Origin of the sequence: Nonomuraea recticatena (assembly GCF_039533245.1) — a bacterium.
GTDB lineage: Bacteria > Actinomycetota > Actinomycetes > Streptosporangiales > Streptosporangiaceae > Nonomuraea > Nonomuraea roseola.
In genome coordinates this window covers 25,629-46,126 of the sequence record NZ_BAAATE010000012.1, presented here as the reverse complement: position 1 = coordinate 46,126, position 20,498 = coordinate 25,629, and the positions used below count along the sequence as shown (strand labels likewise).

22 protein-coding genes are annotated in these 20,498 nt (G+C 70.6%); 5 read left to right on the top strand and 17 right to left on the bottom strand.

Annotation, left to right across the window (positions count from 1 at the left end; translation table 11 throughout):
- Positions 1 to 44: 44 nt before the first annotated feature.
- Together ABFX50_RS23210 and ABFX50_RS23205 are read left to right on the top strand one after the other, a co-directional pair.
- A complete protein-coding gene (locus ABFX50_RS23210; RefSeq protein WP_346149467.1) occupies positions 45 to 1,478 on the top strand; it encodes an RNB domain-containing ribonuclease in 1,434 nt (477 codons plus the stop codon).
- A gap of 184 nt (positions 1,479 to 1,662) precedes the next feature.
- Positions 1,663 to 2,037: a VOC family protein gene (locus ABFX50_RS23205; RefSeq protein WP_346149466.1), complete on the top strand. Its 375-nt coding sequence runs from the start codon at positions 1,663 to 1,665 to the stop codon at positions 2,035 to 2,037.
- A 164-nt stretch (positions 2,038 to 2,201) separates the two neighbouring features.
- Here the strand turns inward: ABFX50_RS23205 and ABFX50_RS23200 are convergent, their stop codons facing one another.
- From ABFX50_RS23200 to ABFX50_RS23160, 9 genes are all read right to left on the bottom strand, one after another.
- Positions 2,202 to 2,372 (bottom strand): hypothetical protein, encoded by a 171-nt coding sequence (locus ABFX50_RS23200; protein WP_183661613.1) that lies wholly within the window; start codon positions 2,370 to 2,372, stop codon positions 2,202 to 2,204.
- A 354-nt stretch (positions 2,373 to 2,726) separates the two neighbouring features.
- Positions 2,727 to 5,456: a DEAD/DEAH box helicase gene (locus tag ABFX50_RS23195; protein WP_346149465.1), complete on the bottom strand. Its 2,730-nt coding sequence runs from the start codon at positions 5,454 to 5,456 to the stop codon at positions 2,727 to 2,729.
- A 169-nt stretch (positions 5,457 to 5,625) separates the two neighbouring features.
- Positions 5,626 to 5,982, bottom strand: a complete 357-nt coding sequence (locus tag ABFX50_RS23190) for a hypothetical protein (protein WP_346149464.1) — start codon at positions 5,980 to 5,982, stop codon at positions 5,626 to 5,628.
- 2 nt (positions 5,983 to 5,984) lie between these two features.
- Complete coding sequence (locus ABFX50_RS23185) at positions 5,985 to 6,755, bottom strand: FHA domain-containing protein (protein ID WP_346149463.1); 771 nt, start codon at positions 6,753 to 6,755, stop codon at positions 5,985 to 5,987.
- A gap of 49 nt (positions 6,756 to 6,804) precedes the next feature.
- A complete protein-coding gene (locus tag ABFX50_RS23180; RefSeq protein WP_346149462.1) occupies positions 6,805 to 7,665 on the bottom strand; it encodes a diacylglycerol/lipid kinase family protein in 861 nt (286 codons plus the stop codon).
- Positions 7,666 to 7,668: 3 nt separating this feature from the next.
- On the bottom strand, positions 7,669 to 8,502 hold the full coding sequence (gene tatC / locus ABFX50_RS23175; RefSeq protein ID WP_346149461.1) for a twin-arginine translocase subunit TatC: 834 nt from the start codon (positions 8,500 to 8,502) through the stop codon (positions 7,669 to 7,671).
- A gap of 30 nt (positions 8,503 to 8,532) precedes the next feature.
- The gene (gene tatA / locus ABFX50_RS23170) at positions 8,533 to 8,847 is read right to left on the bottom strand and encodes a Sec-independent protein translocase subunit TatA (protein WP_346149460.1); all 315 of its coding nucleotides are present in this window, start codon (positions 8,845 to 8,847) and stop codon (positions 8,533 to 8,535) included.
- A gap of 247 nt (positions 8,848 to 9,094) precedes the next feature.
- Positions 9,095 to 10,063, bottom strand: coding sequence for a helix-turn-helix transcriptional regulator (locus tag ABFX50_RS23165; protein WP_183661638.1), 969 nt, complete (start codon positions 10,061 to 10,063; stop codon positions 9,095 to 9,097).
- Positions 10,060 to 11,007: a helix-turn-helix transcriptional regulator gene (locus tag ABFX50_RS23160; RefSeq protein ID WP_344830774.1), complete on the bottom strand. Its 948-nt coding sequence runs from the start codon at positions 11,005 to 11,007 to the stop codon at positions 10,060 to 10,062. Before ABFX50_RS23160 ends, ABFX50_RS23165 begins: the two co-directional genes overlap by 4 nt.
- A gap of 39 nt (positions 11,008 to 11,046) precedes the next feature.
- Between ABFX50_RS23160 and ABFX50_RS23155 the strand changes: the two genes are divergently transcribed.
- Both ABFX50_RS23155 and ABFX50_RS23150 read left to right on the top strand, forming a co-directional pair.
- Positions 11,047 to 12,105, top strand: a complete 1,059-nt coding sequence (locus ABFX50_RS23155) for a DUF3866 family protein (RefSeq protein WP_346149459.1) — start codon at positions 11,047 to 11,049, stop codon at positions 12,103 to 12,105.
- A gap of 58 nt (positions 12,106 to 12,163) precedes the next feature.
- Complete coding sequence (locus ABFX50_RS23150; RefSeq protein WP_346149458.1) at positions 12,164 to 13,336, top strand: monooxygenase; 1,173 nt, start codon at positions 12,164 to 12,166, stop codon at positions 13,334 to 13,336.
- On the opposite strand, the gene ABFX50_RS23145 is transcribed toward ABFX50_RS23150, so the two are convergent.
- The 7 genes from ABFX50_RS23145 to ABFX50_RS23115 all read right to left on the bottom strand — a co-directional run bounded on the left by ABFX50_RS23145 (position 13,273) and on the right by ABFX50_RS23115 (position 18,805).
- Positions 13,273 to 13,761 (bottom strand): DUF3291 domain-containing protein, encoded by a 489-nt coding sequence (locus tag ABFX50_RS23145; protein ID WP_346149457.1) that lies wholly within the window; start codon positions 13,759 to 13,761, stop codon positions 13,273 to 13,275. The two genes, ABFX50_RS23150 and ABFX50_RS23145, sit on opposite strands and share 64 nt — an antisense overlap.
- 13 nt (positions 13,762 to 13,774) lie before the next feature.
- Entirely contained in the window at positions 13,775 to 14,410 is a 636-nt protein-coding gene (locus ABFX50_RS23140; protein WP_346149456.1) for a helix-turn-helix transcriptional regulator, read from the bottom strand.
- Between the two features lie 20 nt (positions 14,411 to 14,430).
- Entirely contained in the window at positions 14,431 to 15,321 is an 891-nt protein-coding gene (locus tag ABFX50_RS23135) for an FKBP-type peptidyl-prolyl cis-trans isomerase (protein WP_346149455.1), read from the bottom strand.
- A 90-nt stretch (positions 15,322 to 15,411) separates the two neighbouring features.
- Positions 15,412 to 16,311, bottom strand: a complete 900-nt coding sequence (locus ABFX50_RS23130; protein ID WP_346149454.1) for an FKBP-type peptidyl-prolyl cis-trans isomerase — start codon at positions 16,309 to 16,311, stop codon at positions 15,412 to 15,414.
- A 122-nt stretch (positions 16,312 to 16,433) separates the two neighbouring features.
- On the bottom strand, positions 16,434 to 17,792 hold the full coding sequence (gene pafA / locus ABFX50_RS23125) for a Pup--protein ligase (protein WP_346149453.1): 1,359 nt from the start codon (positions 17,790 to 17,792) through the stop codon (positions 16,434 to 16,436).
- A gap of 66 nt (positions 17,793 to 17,858) precedes the next feature.
- Positions 17,859 to 18,317: an SRPBCC family protein gene (locus tag ABFX50_RS23120; protein ID WP_346149452.1), complete on the bottom strand. Its 459-nt coding sequence runs from the start codon at positions 18,315 to 18,317 to the stop codon at positions 17,859 to 17,861.
- A 2-nt stretch (positions 18,318 to 18,319) separates the two neighbouring features.
- Positions 18,320 to 18,805, bottom strand: a complete 486-nt coding sequence (locus ABFX50_RS23115) for an RNA polymerase sigma factor (protein WP_346149451.1) — start codon at positions 18,803 to 18,805, stop codon at positions 18,320 to 18,322.
- A gap of 220 nt (positions 18,806 to 19,025) precedes the next feature.
- Here ABFX50_RS23115 and ABFX50_RS23110 point away from each other — a divergent pair, with 220 nt between their 5' ends.
- Entirely contained in the window at positions 19,026 to 19,886 is an 861-nt protein-coding gene (locus ABFX50_RS23110) for a DUF3995 domain-containing protein (RefSeq protein WP_346149450.1), read from the top strand.
- Here ABFX50_RS23110 and ABFX50_RS23105 read toward each other — a convergent pair.
- Complete coding sequence (locus tag ABFX50_RS23105; protein WP_346149449.1) at positions 19,865 to 20,395, bottom strand: hypothetical protein; 531 nt, start codon at positions 20,393 to 20,395, stop codon at positions 19,865 to 19,867. The genes ABFX50_RS23110 and ABFX50_RS23105 overlap by 22 nt on opposite strands.
- Positions 20,396 to 20,498 lie beyond the last annotated feature (103 nt).

Sequence of the window (20,498 nt, the reverse complement as noted above, 5' to 3'; positions counted from 1 at the left end):
CGTCGAAGGGGGCACCGCAGGGTGTCAGGGGATAAGTTGACCGGGTGACCACGAACATCCGAGTGTCCGGAGATGTCCACCCGCGGCTGGCCGACGGATTCGAGCGGATCAGGCGCGAGATCAAGCTGCCTGAGGTGTTCCCGCAGGCCGTCCTGCGGGAGGCCGAGCAGGTGGCGCAGAGCCCCGCGAGGACGGCCAGGCAGGACCACACGGCGCTGCCGTTCGTCACCATCGACCCGCCCGGCTCCATGGACCTGGACCAGGCCCTGTTCATCGAGGCACTGGGCGCGGGCTACCGCGTGTGGTATGCCATCGCCGACGTCGGCGCCTTCGTCAGACCGGGCGGCGCGCTCGACGCGGAGGCCCGCACCAGGGGCGAGACGGTCTACCTGCCCGACGGCAAGGTGCCGCTGCACCCGCAGGTGCTGTCGGAGGGCGCCGCCAGCCTGCTGCCCGGCGTGACCAGGCCCGTCGCGCTGTGGCGGATCGACCTCGACGCCGAGGGCCGCACTGTCGGCGTGGACGTGCAGCGCTCGCTGGTGCGCAGCCGCGAACGGCTCGACTACGACTACGTGCAGGCCGCCGTCGACACCGGCACCGCCGACGGCACGCTCAAGTTGCTGGCCGAGGTCGGCCGGTTGCGGCTGGAGCTGGAGAGGGAGCGCGGCGGCGTCACGCTGCCCACGCCCGAGCAGGAGGTCGTCCGCGACGACGACGGCTACCGGCTGGAGTACCGGGTGCCGCTGCCCTCCGAGGCGTGGAACGCGCAGATCTCCCTGCTGACCGGCATGGCGGCCGCCTCGATGATGCTCGACGCGGAGATCGGCGTGCTGAGGGTGCTGCCGAGCCCGCAGCCCGGCGACCTGGCCAAGGTGCGCAGGATCGCCGCCGCTCTGGAGGTGCCGTGGCCCGAGGGCGCCTCCTACGGCGACGTCGTGCACGGGCTGGATCCCAAGAACCCCGCCCAGGCGGCCTTCCTGAACGAGTCGAAGATCCTGCTGCGAGGCTCCGGCTACCTGTCCTTCAACGGCGAGCCGCCCGCGATGGCCGAGCACTCGGCGGTGGCCGCGCCGTACGCGCACGTCACCGCGCCGCTGCGGCGCCTGGTCGACCGCTACGCCACCGAGACGTGCCTGGCGATCGCCGCGGGCGAGCCGGTGCCCGGCGACATCCAGGCGGGGCTGATGGACCTTCCCGAGATCATGTCCTCCACCGGACGCCGCGCGGGGGCCGTCGAGCGGGCCTCGGTCGACCTCGTGGAGGCGTTCGTGCTGCGCGACAGGATCGGCCATGACTTCGACGCGGTCGTGATCGACACCGACGAGCGCCGCCAGGGCGGTCAGGTGCAGCTCACCGACCCCGCCGTCATCGCCAAGTGCGACGGCTCGCCGCTGCCGCTGGGCCAACGTGTCCGCGTCAGGCTCACCCAGGCCGATCCCGGCACCCGGGAGGTCCGCTTCGCCCTCGCCCTCGCCTGACCCGCCGCCTTACCCGCCGCCTGAGGCGTGGCCTGAGGCGCCGTCTGAGGCGTGGTCTAAGCAGTGGTCTGCGCAGTCGTCTGAGGCGTGGTCTGAGCAGTCGTCTGGGCAGTCGTCTGAGGCGTCGTCGCCCCCTCCATGGAGCCGGGGCGACGGCGTGAGAACCGGCGTTAGGCTGGCCGTCATGATTCTCCGCCATGTGACCATCGACTGCGCCAACCCCTATGAGCTCGGGACGTTCTGGAGCACCGTGACCGGCTGGCCGATGTCCGACGAGGACGCGCCCGGCGACCCCGAGGTGCTCGTCGAGGCCCCCTCGCCCCTGCCCGGCATGCTGTTCATCAGGGTGCCCGAGGGCAAGACGGTGAAGAACCGCATCCACTTCGACTGGATGCCGACCGAGCGCACGCGCGACGAGGAGGTCGAGCGCGTCATCGGCTTGGGCGCGAAGCTGTATGAGGACCACCGCACCGCCGAGGGCCTCGGCTGGGTGACGCTGCTCGACCCCGAGGGCAACGAGTTCTGCGTCGAGCGGAGCAAGGGCGAGCGCGGTCTCTAGCCAGCCGGTCTCTAGCCAGCCGGTCTCTAGCGAGCCGGTCCGGGCGGCGGACGGAGCAGCGAGCGCGGTCTCCAGCGAGCCGGTCCGGGCGGCGGACGGCCGGAAGCCGCGCGCGAAGCCGGGGGAACCTCACGCGCGGCCCGTCCGATGTCCGATGGCCTAGGTCACTTCTTGAGCGGGCTCCAGCCCGCGCCGACGCCCATGAGGTGGAGGGCGACGCAGAGCAGACCGGCGGTGCCGAGGGTGGTGACGGTGAGCAGGCCGCCGACCGCCACACCGGCGATCTCGAAGACGAGGGCGAGCACGAACAGCAGGGCAGCGATCAGAGCGAACATCCCAACCTCCAGGCGGGGGATACCTTCCGACATGGGGATTTCCGCTGTGATCACCCAGGAAACTGGCCTGAAGGTGACGTTGAGTGAACCTCCAACCACAACACCTTGACCGCCCGGTCAGCCCTTCGTTGCTTTCTCACCCTGTACGGCAAGGCCGGGTCAAGGCCACCGGGGTCACCGGTCACCGTCCCTCCATCACGCCACCCCAGCAGGACTTCCGGCCCCCGCCGTCACGTCAGCCTCGTCAGGCGAGTCCTTGGCTCCCGGCAGAGTCTCCTCCGCCGGACTCCAGATGACTCCGCCCCGCCGTCACTCGCGATCGTCAGGTGAATCGCCTGCTCTCCTCTGGCGGGCTCAGGACAGGGAGGAGTAGGCGACGACGCCTCGGCGCATGGCGTCCATGGCCTTGGTGGCGGTCTGCTTGACCTTGCTGCCGGGAGGCGCGGCGTTGCCGACCTGCCCCAGCAGGTCCATCAGCTGCTTGACCCAGCGCACGAAGTCGCCCGCCGCCAGCTCGTTGCCGTTGATGCCGTCCGAGAGCACCGCGTCGAGGGTGTGGCCCTTCGTCCAGCGGAAGGCCGCCCAGGCGAACCCGAGGTCGGGCTCGCGGATGATGGACAGCCCGTTGTCCTTCTCGATGCCCTCCAGCTCGCCCCACAGCCTGACCATCGCCGTGAGCGCGTCCTGGGCGCGCCCCGCAGGGATCTTGGGCCGCCTGGCGTCGTCGGCCTGGCGCGACTCGAACACCAGCGCCGAGACGCACGCGGCCAGCTCGGCGGCGTCGAGCTCCTCCCACAGCCCCGTCCTGAGGCACTCGGCCGTCAGCAGGTCGAGCTCGGTGTAGAGGCGGCCGAGGCGGCGGCCCTCCGCGGTGACGTGCTCGTCCTCGAGATAGCCGAGCTGCTCGAGGACCGCGCAGATGCGGTCGAAGGTGCGGGAGATGACGTGCGAGCGGCCCTCGACGCGACGGCGCAGCCCCTCGGTCTCGCGCAGCAGCTTGTAGTAGCGCTCGGCCCAGCGCGCGTGGTCCTCGCGGTCGGCGCAGCCGTGGCAGGGATGCTGGCGGATGAGCCGCCGCAACTCGATGATCTCCTCGTCCTCGACCGCGTGGTCGCGGGCGCGCGGCGGCTTGCCGAGGTCACGGTCGCCGATCTTGGCAAGCAGCGTGGAGACGAGGTTGGCGCGCTCCTTCGGCGCGCGGGCGTTGAAGTTGCGCGGGATGCGGATCTTGTCGAGCGGCTCGACCGGCACGGGGAAGTCGGCGGGGTCGAGCTTCTTGACCTGCTTGCCGATGGTCAGCACGAGCGGGTTGGGCCCGTGACCTCGCGGGTTGAGACCGGGGTCGAGCACGATCGCCAGGCCCGCCCGCCGTCCGCCGGGCACGCGGATGACGTCGCCCGGCTTCAGCGCCTCGAGCGAGCGCACCGCCGCGGCCCTGCGCGCGCTCCCGCGCTGCTTGGCCAGCTCGGTCTCGCGGTCGGACAGGCGGCGGCGCAGCGCCGCGTACTCGGGGAAGTCGCCGAGGTGGCAGTGCATCGCCTCGTGGTAGCCCTCGAGCGCCTCCTCGTGCTTGCGCAGCTGCTTGGCGATGCCGACCACCGCCCTGTCGGCCTGGAACTGCGCGAAGGAGGCCTCGAGGAGGGTCTTGGCGCGCTCGCGGCCGAACTGGCCGACCAGGTTGACGGCCATGTTGTAGGAGGGCTGGAAGCTGGAGCGCAGCGGGTAGGTGCGGGTGCCCGCCAGACCCGCCACCGAGATGGGGTCCATACCGGGCTGCCAGACGACGACCGCGTGGCCCTCGACGTCGATGCCGCGCCGCCCTGCCCGCCCTGTGAGCTGGGTGTACTCGCCAGGGGTGAGGTCGGCGTGGGTCTCGCCGTTCCACTTGTCGAGCTTTTCGATGACCACGCTGCGCGCGGGCATGTTGATGCCCAGCGCCAGGGTCTCGGTGGCGAAGACGGCCTTGACCAGGCTGCGGGTGAACAGCTCCTCCACGACCTCCTTGAAGGCCGGCAGCATGCCCGCGTGGTGGGCGGCCAGGCCGCGCTCCAGGCAGTCGCGCCACTCCAGGAAGCCGAGCACGGTGAGGTCCTCGTCCGGCAGGTGGGCGGTGCGCTCGTCGACGATCTGGCGGATCTCGTGGCTCTCACGCTCGGTGGTGAGCCTGATGCCCGCGAACAGGCACTGCATGACGGCCGCGTCGCAGCCCGCGCGGGAGAAGATGAAGGTGATCGCGGGCAGCAGGCCCTCGGAGTCGAGCTTGTCGATGATCACGGCCCTGTCGGGCGTGCGGAAGCGCTGCGGCCTGCCGTACCCTCTCCTGCCCCTGCCGCCTGCCAGCCGCTCCTCGTCGCGCGTCAGGCGCAGCAGGGTGGGGTTGATCCTGGAGAGGTTGTCGCCCTCCTCGGTGGAGAACAGGTCGTAAACGCGGTTGCCGACCATCATGTGCTGCCACAGCGGCACCGGCCGGTGCTCGTCGACGATCACGGTGGTGTCGCCGCGCACCTCGCCGAGCCACTGGCCGAACTCCTCGGCGTTGCTCACCGTGGCCGACAGCGCCGCCAGGCGCACCGACTCGGGCAGGTGGATGATGACCTCTTCCCACACCGCGCCGCGGAAGCGGTCGGCCAGGTAGTGGACCTCGTCCATCACCACGAAGCCCAGCCCCGCCAGGGTCGCCGAGCCGGCGTAGAGCATGTTGCGCAGCACCTCGGTGGTCATGACCACCACGGGAGCGTCACCGTTGACGCTGTTGTCGCCGGTGAGCAGGCCGACCTTGGCGGTGCCGTACCGCTTGACCAGGTCGTTGTACTTCTGGTTGGACAGCGCCTTGATGGGGGTGGTGTAGAAGCACTTCTGCCCCTGCTCAAGGGCCAGATGGACGGCGAACTCGCCCACCACCGTCTTGCCCGAGCCCGTGGGCGCCGCCACCAGAACGCCGTCGCCCGCCTCCAGCGCCCTGCACGCGTCGAGCTGGAAGTCGTCCAGCTCGAACTCGTAGTGCCCCCGAAACGATCGAAGTGCGGCGCCGTCGTCCCCGTGCTTGTCACGGAAGGCCGCGTAGCGTTCCGCTGGCGTTGTCATACCCGCCAGCCTACCGAAACCGCCATTCCGGTCAGGCCAGGTAGCCGCCAGGCCCGCGTTCGAGCACGCCGGAACCCCGCTCGGCGCTCTTCGCCGGCCGCCCCTGCGCTGGGCCCGGGACGCCCGTCGCGGCGGCGGACGTCCCGGGCAAGCGCCTTTACATTGTAGATCAGAGGCCGATCATGCGCAGGATCGGCGTCCCCAGAGACCCCAGCCAGGTGCACAGCGCGGCGAGCGGTTCGCGCAGCGCCGTCCCCGCCCCCGCGACCGCTCCGACGGCCTGCGCGATGCTCGTCAGCCGCCCCGCGATGGCCTGTCTGTCCGGAGCGGGGCTCTCCAGCTCGGCCCTGACGGCCTCGGCCTGCGCCGCCTGGGCCGCCATGCCCGCCCCCCGCAACGCCTCGGCCAGCTGAGCCGCCCAGTCGGCGGGCTGCCCGCCCACGAAGGCCTGCTGGCCGCCGTGGATCGTCTGGTCGCCCGCGACGTTGTTGATGTTGCCCTGCTGCGAACCGATGTTGAAGACCACTGCTACCTCCGTAGGGCGGGCGCGTTCCATGAGTGCCTCGGATCCACGTCGACCTTGCGCGCCCGCGCCGCCGCGACGATCTGCATGATCAGCCCGATCCAGAACAGGATGTTGCCGACGAAGCCCACGCCGAAGGCGACGAGCCCGATCGGCACCCCGAGACCCACGTCGGGCCCGAACGGGAAATCCCTCGGCATCTGCCCGCTGCCGAACGAGCTCTGGAAGTCCCCCATCCCCCTGAGCAGGAAGTAGGCGTAGACGGCGGCGCCGCCGAACATCATCAGCACGCCCAGCCAGAACACCGCCCTGGCCTTGCTGCGGTAGGCGGCCACCTGACGCAGGAAGCTGTCGCGCCGTTCGATGTAGTGGTTGTACTGGTCGCCCGCCACGTTGTTGAGCTGGTGGGCCGCCTGGCTGCCGACGTGGTAGGCGACGGCTCTCGGCATGGCGGCCGTATGACCGCGCTCACCCGCGCCCGTGTCGTCCTCGTAGCGGGCGTGCACGGTGCCGAGCCGTACGACCTCTCCGTCACGCAGCCGTCTCGGCCTGGAGACCCGCTCCCGCTCGACCATCGTGCCGTTGCGGGAGCCGAGGTCCTCGATGGTGACGCCGCCGCCCCCGACGGGCACGACGGCGGCGTGCGCGGCGCTGAGGTGCGGGTCCTCCAGGCGCAGATCCGCCGCGGATCCGCGACCGATCACCTGCCGCCGCTCCCCGACGGGCAGGACGGTCCCCTCCAGTCCGGGGGGATGGATGACGATCAGGCGAGGCATGCGTCCATGGTGAGCCGACCGGCAGGACAGCGCCTGAGTAGCCCACTACTCAAATCAGGACGCGCAGCGCTCCCGGCGAGACGGCGCAGGTCAGGGGCAGGGGGCCGATCCGCTCACCGTCGGCGTAGGCGACCACGTCGGGCGCCTCCAGCGTGACGGTCCTCGCCCTCACCATGGTGACCGCCGGGTGGGCGCCGTGTGCGCCCCTGTAGACGCGCGGGAAGGAGCGGACGAACGCGCCCTTGCCGACCGCGCCGAGGATCGTCACGTCCAGCAGCCCGTCGTCGGGCTCGGCGGTGGGGCAGATCCGCATGCCGGCGCCGTACGAGCGGGTGTTGCCGACGGCCACCAGCATCGCCTCCTGCTCGACCACCCGGCCGTCCAGGGTGATCCTGAAGGGGATGGGCCTGAAGTCGCGCAGCTCGCCGGCCGCGGCCAGCAGGTACTTGGCCATGCCGGGCGGCCAGGTGAGCGCGTTGGCGCGCTCGTTGACCCTGGAGTCGAAGCCGCAGCACACCACGCTCGCGAACCACTCGTCGGGGCCGACACGGGCGGCGTCGATGGCGCGCGCCTTGCCCCGCAGGATCGTCTTGACGGGGTCGCGGCCCGTCAGGCCGAGCGCGGCGGCGAAGTCGTTGCCGGTGCCCGCGGGGATGATGCCCAGCGGCACCTCGCCTCCGGCCACCGCCTGGAGCGCCAGATGGACCAGGCCGTCGCCGCCGAAGGCCACCAGGGCGTCGGGGCGCTCGGCCACCGCGGTGCAGGCTCTGTCCAGGGCGTCGGCAGGGCCGTCGCCGACGATCACGCTGACCTCGGCCCCGCCCTGGCGCAACCGGCGCACCAGCGGCGCGAGCAGGCGCAGCGTCCTGCCGCCCCTGGCGGCGGGGTTGACTAAGAGGGCCAGGTCCACCCGTCAGTCGTCCAGTTTGAGCGGGGCCGCCTCATCGTCGGACAGCAGCGCGTCGGGATCCTGTGGCCTGCGCTTCTCGCGCAGGTAGATGACGGTCTCGGCCAGGAAGTAGAGGATCACCATCGGCGCGGCCAGCGCCATCATCGTGACCGGGTCTCCGCCGGGCGTGATGACGGCTCCGAAGACGAACATCAGGAACACGACGGTGCGGCGGTGCTTCTTCACCGTGGCGTGCGACAGCACCCCGATGACGTTGAGGAAGACCAGCATCAGCGGCAGCTCGAACGAGACCCCGAAGATCACCAGCATGATCAGCACGTAGTCGAGGTACTCGTTGATCTGGATGGTCGCGACGGTGTCGGCCGGCATGAAGCCCAGCAGGATCGCCAGGCTGGTGTCCATGATGATGTAGGCGAGCGCGGCGCCACCGAGGAAGAGCGGGATCGCGATGGCCAGGAAAGCGACGCTGTAACGCTTCTCGTTGCGGTAGAGCGCGGGAGTGACGAACGCCCAGATCTGGTAGAGCCAGACGGGCGAGGACACCAGGATGCCCACCATCGCCGAGACCTTCAGCGTGGTGAAGAACGACTGGAGGATGCCACCTGTGGTCAGCGTGCACTGTCCCGGACGCAACTGCTGGGCCGCGGCTGTGTCGCAGAAGGGCTCCTTGAGGAAGGCCCAGACGGGATCGAAGACGAAGAACCCGACGACAGCGCCGACGACCAGCGCCAGGAGCGCGTAGACGAGCCTGTTGCGCAGCTCGCGCAGATGCTCCATGAGGGGCATGCGCCCCTCATCGTCGACGGTGGCCTTGGTCGGCCGTTTGAGCAGCGCCATTCAGCGGTCCCTGGAGAGGTGGGGTGTGAGTCAGGCGTTCTTGTTGGCCGAGGCCTGCGCGCGCAGCTTCGCGGCCTGCTCCTCGAGCTGGCGGGCCTGCTCCTCGGGCGAGGGGGCGGCGGCCAGCGGCTGGGCGGGCTGAGGCTGCGACTGGGCGGGCGCGGGCTGGGCGGCCTGCGTCGCGCTGTACTCGTCGTCCTCCTCGCGCAGCTTGGTGGTCTCGGCCTTGAAGATGCGCAGTGACTTGCCCACGCCCCTCGCCATCTCCGGCAGCTTCTTGGCCCCGAACAGCAGGACCAGCACGCAGGCGATGATCAGCAGCTCAGGTACTCCGAGGTTCGGCATGAAACATCCTTATTGAGCGAGGTGCAATCTCACCGACGATCGTACGCTGCCGGAAGCCCAGACTCATCCCCTCGGCTCCCTTTCGCCCCATTTCGGAGGCGCAATGTTTGCTCGCTGGACGCAATCCGGGCGCTGGCCCGCCGCACTTCGTCGCTCAGCCGCCTGGCCTCGGTCAACACCCTGGCCGTCGCGAACCCCAGAACGGCAAGGCCGGCCACGCCCAGCGCGACCGCGACGTAGATCCAGCTCATGACGCCTGAGCGTACAGCGCCAGCGCCCGCTCGGCCTCCTGCTGCACTTTGGCCGCCATGGCCTGCGGCGAGACGATCCTGCCGGTGTCGCCCAGGCGCAGCAGCAGCTTGAGCGTCCAGTCGTCGTCACGGGCGCGCAGCGTGATACGCATGCGCCCCTCCCCCAGCTCCTCGACCTGCTCGTAGGGGTAGTACTCGGCCACCCACCGCCCCGCGGCCGTCACCTCCAGCACGACCAGCTCGTCGGTGGGCGAGGGCCTGAAGACGCCCTGGGTGACGTCGATCGGCTCGGCGCCGGCGGGCGGGTCGGCGGGCACGTCGAGCACCTCGACCGTCAGCATCCTGTCGAGCCTGAACAGCCGCATCGCCTCGGCCCTGTAGCACCAGCCCTCCAGGTAGGTGCGGCCGTCGGCCATGACCAGGCGGGTCGGGTCGACCTCGCGGGGCGTCACCTCGTCGCGGCCGGGCACGTAGTAGCGCAGCGAGAGCCTGCGCCTGCCGGTCAGCGCCTCGCGCACCCTGGCCGCCGCGTCGGGGGCCGACTCCACGTCGACGGCGAACTGGCTGCTGACGGCCGCCGCGCCCTCGCCCGCCGCCTGCTCCAGCTTGGCCACCACGCGGGGCAGCGCGTCGCCGTGGGCGAACTCGGCCAGCTCGGGGGTGGCCGCCAGCATCCGCAGCGCCACCAGCAGCGCGCTGGCCTCGTCGATGCCGAGGCGCAGCGGGCGGGCGATGGTGTCGGCGTTGTCGATGATGATCTCGCCGCCGTCCCACGAGACGTCGATCAGGTCGCCGGGGGTGTGGCCCGGTAGCCCGCACATCCACACCAGCTGCAGGTCGTCGATGAGCTGCTTCTCGCTCAGCCCGAACACCGCGGCCACCTCGTCGACCTGCGCCCCGGGGTGGGACATCAGGTACGGCACCAGCGCCAGCAGCCTCGGCAGCCGATCCGCCGTCGAACTCATGCCAGCGCCCCCTTCAGTCGTGCGATCACGGCCTCCCTCGCGTCGGGCGGCCCCACCACCCTCACGTCGGCGCCCAGGCTGGCGATCCATCCCGCCAGCCGCTCGGGGTCGGCGAAGACCAGCTCCACCGTGTCCCATCCCTCGCGCCCCTCGCGTACGGCCCGCGCGACCTGCCGCAGCCCCTCGCACGCGCCCTGCCGTACCTCGAGGACGGCGGTGCGCTCCTGCATCGCCTCCTCGGGGAAGCCGACCATCTCCCGCAGGTCGACCCCTTCGGGCACCTCGACCACCCCTGGCCTGCCGACCGGGGCGACCTGCCCCGTGATGCGGCTGAGCCTGAAGACGCGGGGGGCCTGCCTGTCGCGGTCGAAGCCGGCCACGTACCACTTGCCCCTGCGGCTGATGACGCCCCACGGCTCGACCGTGCGCGTGCGCACCGACTCGCCCGCGGCGGGACGGTAGTCGAACCTGACGACGCGCCTGTCGCGCACCGCCTCCCACAGCGCGGGGAAGGAGGGGTCGCGCGTGTCGACGCGCAGCTCCAGCGCCTCGCCGGGACCCGCGTCGGTGGCGACGCCGCCCGCGCGCAGCTTCAGCAGGGCCCCGCTGGCCGCCTCGGCCAGGCTGGCGCGCTGCCACACCTGCGCGGCCAGGCCGAGCACCGCCGCCTCGTCGGGCTCCAGCGTGATCTCCGGCAGCTCGTAGGCCTCGCGCTGGATGCGGTAGCCCGGCTCGTCCTCCCACGGGTCGCGGTGGACCTCGATGGGGATGCCGATCTCGCGCAGCTCGTTCTTGTCGCGCTCGAACATCCGCTGGAAGGCCTCGTCACCGTCGCGGTCGTAGCCGGGCACGGCCTGGCGGATCTGCTCGGCCGACAGCGGCCGGCGCGTCGCGAGCAGGCAGATCACAAGATTGAGCAACCGCTCTGTCTTACGGCGCGACATCTGCCCTTCTCCTCACTCGTTCGACGCTACCCTGCCTCCGTGATCAGATGGCGCAAGGGCGAGGTTGTCCGGATCCGGCGCGAGTGGCCGGGAGCTGTGGAGCTCGAGGTCACCGTCCCCGAGGGGACCTGCAGGGCGCTGGCCTATCCCCCACTGGTGGGGCGTCCTGAACCGGGTGACGAGGTGCTGCTCAACACGACCGCACTCGCGATGGGTCTCGGTACGGGAGGTTACGCCATGGTGGTGGCCGTCCCGAACAGATTGCCGGAAGATCCTGAAGGTCCTGGCCACCTGGTGAAGGCACGCTACACCCCGATGCAGGCCACCGTCCTCGGCGCGGACGAGCAGGACTCCCCCTTCCACGAGCTGTTGCGCGAGGCCGACTCCCTCGACGGGATGCCCGTCGTGGTGGCCGACCTGCACTCGGCGCTGCCGCCGATCCTGTGCGGGATGCGGCCGAGACCCAGGGTCGCCTACGTGATGCTCGACGGCGGCGCGCTTCCGGCCTGGTTCTCCATGGCCTGCGCGAAGCTGCGCGAGATCGGCTGGCTGGCCGGCGTGGTGACCGTGGGCCAGTCCTTCGGCGGAGACGTGGAGGCCGTCACCACCCACACCGGCCTGCTGGCCGCCAGGCACGTGCTGGAGGCCGACGTGGCGATCGTCACCCAGGGCCCCGGCAACCTCGGCACCGGCACCAGGTGGGGCTTTTCGGGGGTGTCGGCGGGCGAGGCGGTCAACGCCGCGGCCGTGCTGGGCGGCCGCCCGGTCGCGGCGCTGCGGATCAGCGAGGGGGACAGACGCGAGCGGCACATCGGCGTCTCGCACCACTCGCTGACCGCCTACGGCAGGGTGGCGCTCACGCCCGCCCAGGTGGTGGTGCCGGAGCTGCCGGGCGAGTTCGGCGAGCGGGTGCGCGACCAGGCCGAGCTGCTGGCCGTACGGCACGAGCTGGTCTCCGTGCCCGTGGACGGGCTGTACGAGGCACTGCTCGACTCGCCTGTCAAGCTGTCGACGATGGGTCGGGGGCTCGAGGAGGACCTGGCCTACTTCCTGGCCTCGGCGGCGGCAGGGCGGCACGCGATCACACTTCTGGACTAGAGCCGGGATCCTCCCGAGGAGTGACGACACGGCGCCTCCGTGCGGGGATCGTGGGGTGATGAAGCGAACTCGTGTCGCACTGCTCACGATCCTGGCCCTGGCCCTGACCGCCTGCGGGGCGGGCGGCGCCGTCTCCGGCGGCGACCGGCCGACCGCCCGGCCCGGTGATCAGCACAGCGGCGCTCACAGTGGCCTGCACGGGACCCCGGAGACGGCGCCCGCCACCGCGCCGCTGCGCGGAGGCGAGCGGTTCGTCACGCTGACGATGCCCAAGCCCTACACGCCCGACCCGCCCAACGGCGGCACGGACGAATACCGCTGCTTCCTCGTCGACCCCGGCCTGAAGGACGGCGACACCTTCCTGACCGGCACCCAGTTCGCCGCGCAGAACGGCGACGTGGTGCACCACGCCATCCTGTTCAGGGTGGACGCCGACAAGGTGGCGGACGTGCGCGCCCACGACGCCAAGGAGCCTGGCGAGGGCTGGGGCTGCTTCGGCGACGCGGGGGTGGGCGAGGCCGACTGGATCGGCCACTGGGCGCCCGGCACCAGCGAGATCCTGCTCGATCCGAAGCTCGGCTACCCGATGGCCGCCGGCAGCGCGCTGATCATGCAGGTGCACTACAGCACGCTGGCGATCGGCGACCGTCCGGCGGGCGACGACCAGTCGAGTGTCAGGCTGCGCCTCACCACCGGCAAGCTGACGCCGCTGCGCACCGAGCTGTTCATGGCCCCCATCGAGCTGCCGTGCACGGCGGAGGAGAAGGGCGCGCTGTGCGAGCGCGAGGCCGCCATCGCCGACGTGAGCAGGCGCTTCAGCCTGGACGCCAAGGAGCAGACCACCGCACTGGTGAAGTGGTGCTCGGGAGGCGAACCCGCACCGGGACCCACCCAGCACTGCGACATGCCGGTCCAGGAGCCCGCCACGCTGCACGCCCTGGCGGGGCACATGCACCTGCTGGGCCGCTCCATCAAGGTGGAGCTGAACCCCGGCAAGCCAGGCGCGCGGACCCTGCTCGACGTGCCGCGCTACGACTTCGACAACCAGGCGCTGCAGCCGCTGGCCGAACCTGTCACCGTCAGACCCGGCGACACGATCCGCACCACCTGCACCCACGACGCCTCGCTGCGCGCCCAACTGCCGCTGCTGCGCGACCTGCCGCCGCGCTACGTGGTCTGGGGCGAGGGCACCCAGGACGAGATGTGCCTGGGCATCGTGGTCGTTTCGTAGAAGTCCTTGAAGGTGAACGCCTCGGGGCCGGGACCCTCGGCCCTGAGGCGCTCAAGGCGCTCCATGCCCTCGGCGAGCGAGGGGATCGTCCCCTCGGGGACCCACCACATCACGCTGTAGGGGTCGGCGATGCGCAGGAACCATTCCCTGCGCCGCCTGAGCACGGCCATGTGCGGGCTCTTGTAGACGAAGTTCCAGAGCGTCTCGCGCGACTCCCACACCGAGAAGTTGATCACCAGGTGGTCGCCGTACTCGTGCTGGACGGTGGCGGTCGGGTCGCTCTCGCTCTCCTTCAACCGCCACACGAAACCGGGCGCGGCGTCGGACAGCAGGTTGACGGGTTCGAGGTTGGCGACGAAGTCGGCCAGTTCGGGGGTGTCGAGGGGGGCGCGCAGGTGCGCGATGTTCAACTGGGCGAGATGCATGGCCCCTACTATGTCAATTTTCATTGGTTTTAGAAAGGGCGACGCAGCATTCGCCTGGCCGCGGATCGAGTCTGGCGCGCCCCGGATCCTGGCCGAGGCCCTCGAGCAGGCCCTGGCACAGCGCCAGGTTCATCGAGCACACCAGCAGCGGCTGCCGCTCGGCCAGCGCATGGAAGGGGCAGTTACGCTGCCTGACCTCACCCTCCTCCGCGTAGGGCTCGTAACCGCGCTCGCGCAGCACCTCCACCGCGTCGGCCTCGCGCCCCGCCGCCAGCCTGCGCCCCATGGCGCGCGCGGCCTCCTCGGCCTGCTCCTCGCCCCCCAGCAGGTCGACGACCTCGGCCAGCACCGAGGCCAGCGAGCCGTAGTCGCGAGGAGGCAGGCTCACCGACAGCTCCGCGCGCGCCCTGCGATAGACCTTCGCAGGACGGCCACTGCCCGGCCCCTTGCGCTCCTGCGCCCTGAACCCGGCCTCCAGCAGCCCCGCCTCGACCAGCTTGTCGAGGTGATGGGCGGCCAGAGTCCTGGACACCCCGGCGGCCGCCGCCGCCTCGCCGCGCCCCACCTCGCCGCCGCTGGCCGACACGAACGCGTACAGGCTGCGTCGGACAGGGTCGTTCAGCTGGGCCAGGGCCTCGAGGTCGCTCACAGCGGGGAGTCTACGAGCCCCTAGTAGGCGGCCAGCACGTCCACGACGAACACCAGGGTGTCGGTCGCCGTGATGCCGAACTGCGGATGGCCCGTCGCGCCGTAGCCGTGGGAGGGCGGCACGATCATCAGCACCCTGCTGCCCGTCGGGACGCCCACGAGCGCGCGGTCCCAGCCCTTGATGACGCTGCCTTCGCCGATCTTGAACGCCTTGGGCTGGCCCGACTTCCAGGTGGAGTCGAAGACCCTCCTGGAGCCCCACACCGCGCCCTCGTGCTGGGTGACGAGCAGCTGCCCCGCCCTGGTCTTCGGCCCCTCGCCGCGCGCGAGCACCTTCGCAGCGAACGCGCGGGGCGCGGCGCCGGCGGGGATGACCAGCTTCGGACGGCCCGCGCCGCTCACCCTGACCCCGCCCAGCGCGCCGGCGCCCGAGGCGTGGGCGTCCTTGGCGTGGGCGCCGAGGATGTCGATCACGTAGAACAGGTCGTCGTCCGGGCCGATGCCCTGCGGCGGGTTGGCGCCGAAGCCGTCCTTGGGCGGGATCGCGGCGATCACCCTGCTGCCCACGGCCCGGCCCTGCAGGGCTTTGTCCAGCCCGGGCAGCAGCCGGCCGACGGGGAAGGCGGCGGGTGTGCCGCGGTTGAAGCTGGAGTCGACCAGGCGGTTCTCCCTGCCGTCCCAGATGTGCGCGGTGTACTGCACGATCGCCACGTCTTCCTTGCCCAGCTTCGCGCCCTTGCCCGCGGTGAGCTGGTCGATCTGCAGCTCGGCCGAGGGCTTGCCGTCGGGGAAGACGATGGTCGGCTTCGCCCCGAACTGCCCGCCCACCTTGAGGTCGAGGTCGTCGCCCGCGGAGGCGCCCGTACACGCGGTCAGCAGCGCCAGCGGCACCAGCAGCAGAAGCAGGCGCATGGACGTCCTCCCTGAGACACACCCCGTCGGACACGAATGGCCCGGCGGCAGAGACTCTGCCACCGGGCCACCGGTCTATCAGATTTCGTGTCAGTAGGCGCCCAGAACGTCCACCACGAAGACGAGCGTGCTGCTGGCGGGGATGGTGCCGGAGTCCTTGTCGCCGTAGCCGAGGTTCGGCGGGATCACCAGCAGCAGGCGGCTGCCGACCTTGGCCCCCTCGAGCGACTGGTCCCAGCCCTTGATGACCTGGCCGGTGCCGACGCCCTGCAGGGTGAACGGGTCCTTGCCCCAGCTGGAGTCGAACTGCTTGTCGCTGCCCCAGAGCTTGCCGGTGTAGTGGACGACGACCGACTGGTTCTTCTTGATGACCGGGCCCGTGCCCTCGATGACCGTCTTGTTGATCAGCTTGGCCGGCGGCTTGTCGGAGGTCTTGGTCGTCAGCACCGGCGCGGCGTCGCCGCCGGGGTTGGTCAGCTTCACGCCCTTGACCTTGACGTCCTTGGCCTCACCCTGGGCGGCCTTGGGCAGCGTGGAGACCAGGTCGAAAACGAAGACCCTCGGCTTGGAGGTGTCGACGCCGTTCTGCTTGGCCTGGGCCAGCTCCTGCTCGGTGTAGCTGTCGTTGGCCACCACGGTCATGAACCGACCGCCGAGCTTGGTCTTGCCGAAGCCGTCGATCATCACCTTCGGCATGTTGTCGTTGACGGTGATCGGCTCGGTCTTCTTGGTGTCGTAGGTGGAGCCCTCGAGCGTGTTCTGCTTGCCGTCCCAGCTCCACACGGACAGGTTCACGAACACGGTGTCACCCTTGGCGACGCCGGCGCCCGTGCCGGGGCTCAGCACCTCCATCGACGACTTCTTGGCGGGATCGCCGGCGGGGAAGGTCACCGTGGGCTTGGCACCCACGTTCCCTGTGACCTTCAGCCCCGACGCCGCGGCGGACGTGTCACTGGCGGGCTGCGTGCCGCACGCTGCGGCGAAGATCAAAGGCACTGCTGCAAGTACGGCCAGGCGGCGGCGCATGGAGTTCCCTCAAGGAAGTCGGACAGGTTCGCGTCACCCTACCCGACCCCCGTGTACGACCTTGATAAGTAACTGGTAAACGGTCTCTACATTCCGGCGATGAGCTTGTCCACCCTCTCGTCGACGCTGCGGAACGGGTCCTTGCACAGCACGGTGCGCTGCGCCTGGTCGTTGAGCTTGAGATGCACCCAGTCGACGGTGAAGTCGCGCCGCTTCTCCTGCGCCTTGCGGATGAACTCCCCTCGCAGCCGCGCCCTGGTGGTCTGCGGCGGCACCGACTTGGCCTCGAAGATCTTCAGATCGGAGGCCACCCGCTCGACCGCGCCGCGCTTCTGCAGCAGGTAGTACAGGCCCCGCCGCCTGTGCACGTCGTGGTAGGCCAGGTCGAGCTGGGCCACGCGAGGGCTCGACAGCGGCAGGTCGTACTTCTTGCGGTAGCGCTCGATGAGCTGGTACTTCGTCACCCAGTCGATCTCGCGGGAGACGAGGTCGAGGTTGCCGGTCTCGACCGCGTGCAGGGTGCGCTCCCACAGCTCCAGCACCCTGCGGGCGATGGCGTCGCCACCGCGCCTGTCGACGAAGTCCTTGGCCTTGGTGAGGTACTCCTGCTGGATCTCCAGCGAGGAGGCCTCGCGCCCGTTGGCCAGGCGCACCCTGCGGCGTCCCGTCATGTCGTGGGAGACCTCGCGGATGGCCCTGATCGGGTTCTCCAGCGACAGGTCGCGCATCACCGTGCCCGCCTCGATCATGCGCAGCACCAGGTCGGTGGCGCCGACCTTGAGCAGCATGGTCGCCTCGCTCATGTTGGAGTCGCCGACGATGACGTGCAGCCTGCGGAAGCGCTCGGCGTCGGCGTGCGGCTCATCGCGCGTGTTGATGATGGGCCTGGACCTGGTCGTGGCGCTGGAGACGCCCTCCCAGATGTGCTCGGCCCGCTGGGAGACGCAGTAGACGGCGCCTCGTGGCGTCTGCAGCACCTTGCCCGCGCCGCAGATGATCTGCCTGGTGACCAGGAACGGGATCAGCACGTCGGCCAGGCGGCCGAACTCGCCGTGCCTGCCGACCAGATAGTTCTCGTGACAGCCGTAGGAGTTGCCGGCCGAGTCGGTGTTGTTCTTGAACAGGTAGATGTCACCCGCGATGCCCTCTTCGCGCAGCCGCTTCTCGGCGTCGACGAGCAGGCCCTCAAGGATGCGCTCGCCCGCCTTGTCGTGGGTGACGAGCTCGATGACGTTGTCACACTCTGGTGTTGCGTACTCGGGGTGGCTGCCCACGTCGAGGTAGAGACGCGCGCCGTTGCGGAGGAAGACATTGCTCGATCGGCCCCAGGAGACGACCCGGCGGAACAGGTAACGAGCGACCTCGTCAGGCGACAGCCTGCGCTGCCCCCTGAACGTGCAGGTCACGCCGTACTCGTTCTCCAGCCCGAAGATGCGACGATCCATCACCTCACACTAGTTCCCCGAAATGGCCAGCGGGAGAGATCTTCGCGTGTTTCGGTTTTCTTTCGATTACTGAGCGCGTTGCCTGACGCGGGACTCGAACCTGTCGAGCTCGGCGGCGAAGGCCCGCCTGAGCAGCGGCGCGGCGAGCATCCGCACCCCACGCCGCCGGGTCGCGCCCGCGCGCCCGAGCAACGTGCCGCCCTCGACGGGGACGGCCGCGAGCCCGAACACGCTGGTGCGGCTCTGCATCCAGCACCAGCCGGGACGCAGCACGGCCGCGAAACTCGCGCACAGCCCCGCCCTTCCCAGAGCGACCACCTCCAGCCTGTCGCCCTCGCCCGGGGTGACCCTGAGCGTCTTGACGCTGGGCTGGTAGCGCGGCAGCTCGCCCTCCAGGTCGGCGGCGACGGCCCACACCTCCTCGAACGGCGCGGCGATCACACGCTCCACCACCACGCAGCCGGGGGTCGCGGCCGCCATGACACGCAGGCGCCGCACCGGATCCAGATCGTCGTTCACAGCCATGTTCACTGCCATGCCTTTCTGAATCCGAGCCGCGCCCTGTGCAGGCGGGACTTCACCGTGCCCTTGGGCAGGCCGAGCACCGCGGCCGCCTGCTCCTCGTCGAGCCCCTCCAGGTCGCGCAGGACCAGCACCACCCGGTGCTCGGGAGACAGCCGCGCCAGCACGTCGCGCACCTCGACCGACAGCTCGCCGCCGTCCCTGGCGGCCCGCTCCCCCGCCGCCTCGCGCCCTGGCGGGTTCCTCTTGGCCATCCGCACGGCCTCGCGTACCGCGATCGCCCGCACCCAGCCGCGCAGCGCCGCGGGCTCCCGCACCCCCGCCAGATGGCGGAAGACCGCGATCAGCGTCTCCTGCGCCGCGTCGGGGCCGTGCTGCGGCGCGATCGCGCCACAGATCTTGAAGACGTACGGCGACAGCTCGTCCAGCACGTCGTTCATCGCCATCGTGTCGCCGCCCTGGGCGGCCCTCAGCAGCTCGGGATCTACCACTGGCGCTCCCTGCCCCGGCGGCGCCCCACGCCGGGCCGTAACGGCCGTGCGGCGCGCGTCACTGTCCTCATACCTGCCAAGAGTGGCAGGCGGGCAGATCGGTTCCCTCCTGTGAGGAGCGTCACAAGCGGGAACCCCCTGGCTCCGCGCGGCCTCCTTGGTGGACATGAAGCGACAGACAAGAGCGCGCGCCGCCTACGCGGCGGCCACCGTCCTGGCCGTGGACGCCGCCGCCCACCTCTACTGGACGACGGGCGCCATCTGGCCCGCCCCCGACGTCAGGACCCTGTCCCTGGCGGTGCTCAACATGGAGGTGCCTTTCACGCCCCGCGTGCTGCTCCCCCTGGCCGCCGCCCTCCTGACCGCCTCCGCGGCCCTGATCACCACCACCAGACTCGGGGACCTCGAGGCGGGGGCGAGCGGCGTCGCCAGCGTCGGAGACCGCAGCGTCGCCGCTAGCGGAGACGGCGGCGGTGCCGCAGCCCGCCCTGTCGGCAGCCGTCACGGTGGCGCCGAAAGCCCCCATGGAATCGACGACGAGTTCGGAGTCGCCGACGTCGGCGGAGGTGACGGCGGATTCGGCGATACCGCAGACCGCCGTATCGGCGGCCTCGCCGGTGCCGAACTCAGCGGTGCCGCAATCCGACGTGTCGGCGTCCGTCGCCGTGGTGCCGAGGGCGACCGGGGAGTTGGCGGCAGGTTCGGCGTTGCCGACAGCGGTGGAGGTATTGGCGGAGTCGCCGCTGCCGGTGCCGGTGCCGGCGGTGGCGGTGGCGGTGGCTTTCGCGGTGGTGGCGGTGAAGTTGGGCGGGTGGGGGCGCGGCGCATGCCGGGCCTGCTGGTGGCGCCTGTGGTGCGGCTGGTGACCGGGGTGCTGGCGCTCGGTGTGCTGGCGCGTGCCGTGCTCGGTCTGGTGTGGGCGTTTGGATTCGGCGTGCAGACGTCAACGCCGTTCTACTGGCTCAATGCCCTGCTGTACACGCCGCTGTGCCTGGCGCTGTTCGTGGCCGTCGTCGTGGCTCGCGGGACCGCCGCCCCCGCGGACGGTCCCGCGCGCGATCACGGAGTGAAGATCTCCTGAACCTTTACGATCTCGCCCTTGTGGACCGTGATGAGCGAGGCCCGCTGGCCCACCTTCGCTCGCTTGATCAGCGTGCTCCTCGAGCAACTCTTGTTGCCCAGGCCGGTCCTGCGGTCGACCGTCATGCCCGCGCCCGACCCGCTGCAGCCCGAGGCGCTGAGGAAGACCACCTTCTTGGCGATCGGCGAGGCATAGGCGGTCACGTCGCCCTCGGGAGGACCGACGAAGTAGCCCTCGGTGTGCTTGTCCCGCTTCCACTTGATCGGCTCGTACTCGGCGGTGCCGTCGCTCCGCACAGCCGTGATCCAGCCGCGCAGGATGCCGTTGCGGCGCGAGTGGAGACCCTTGGTGAAGTCATGGCCGGGGTCGGCCTGAAAGGTCGTCCCGAAGATCTGGGGCGCCTTGTACTTCGGGATCGCCCCGGCCTCCGCCTGGGCGGCCAGGCCGCCGGTGAGGGCCAGGGAGCAGGCGAGCGCGGCTACGCCGGTCGCGAGGGTTCTCGTCTTCACACGCTCTTTGATCCACAACCTGGAGCCCCGGTTCGCGCGAGATCACGTGATCCCGGTCACATCCATAGAGAGTGCGGGGCACGTGACGGTGAGCGATAGAGGC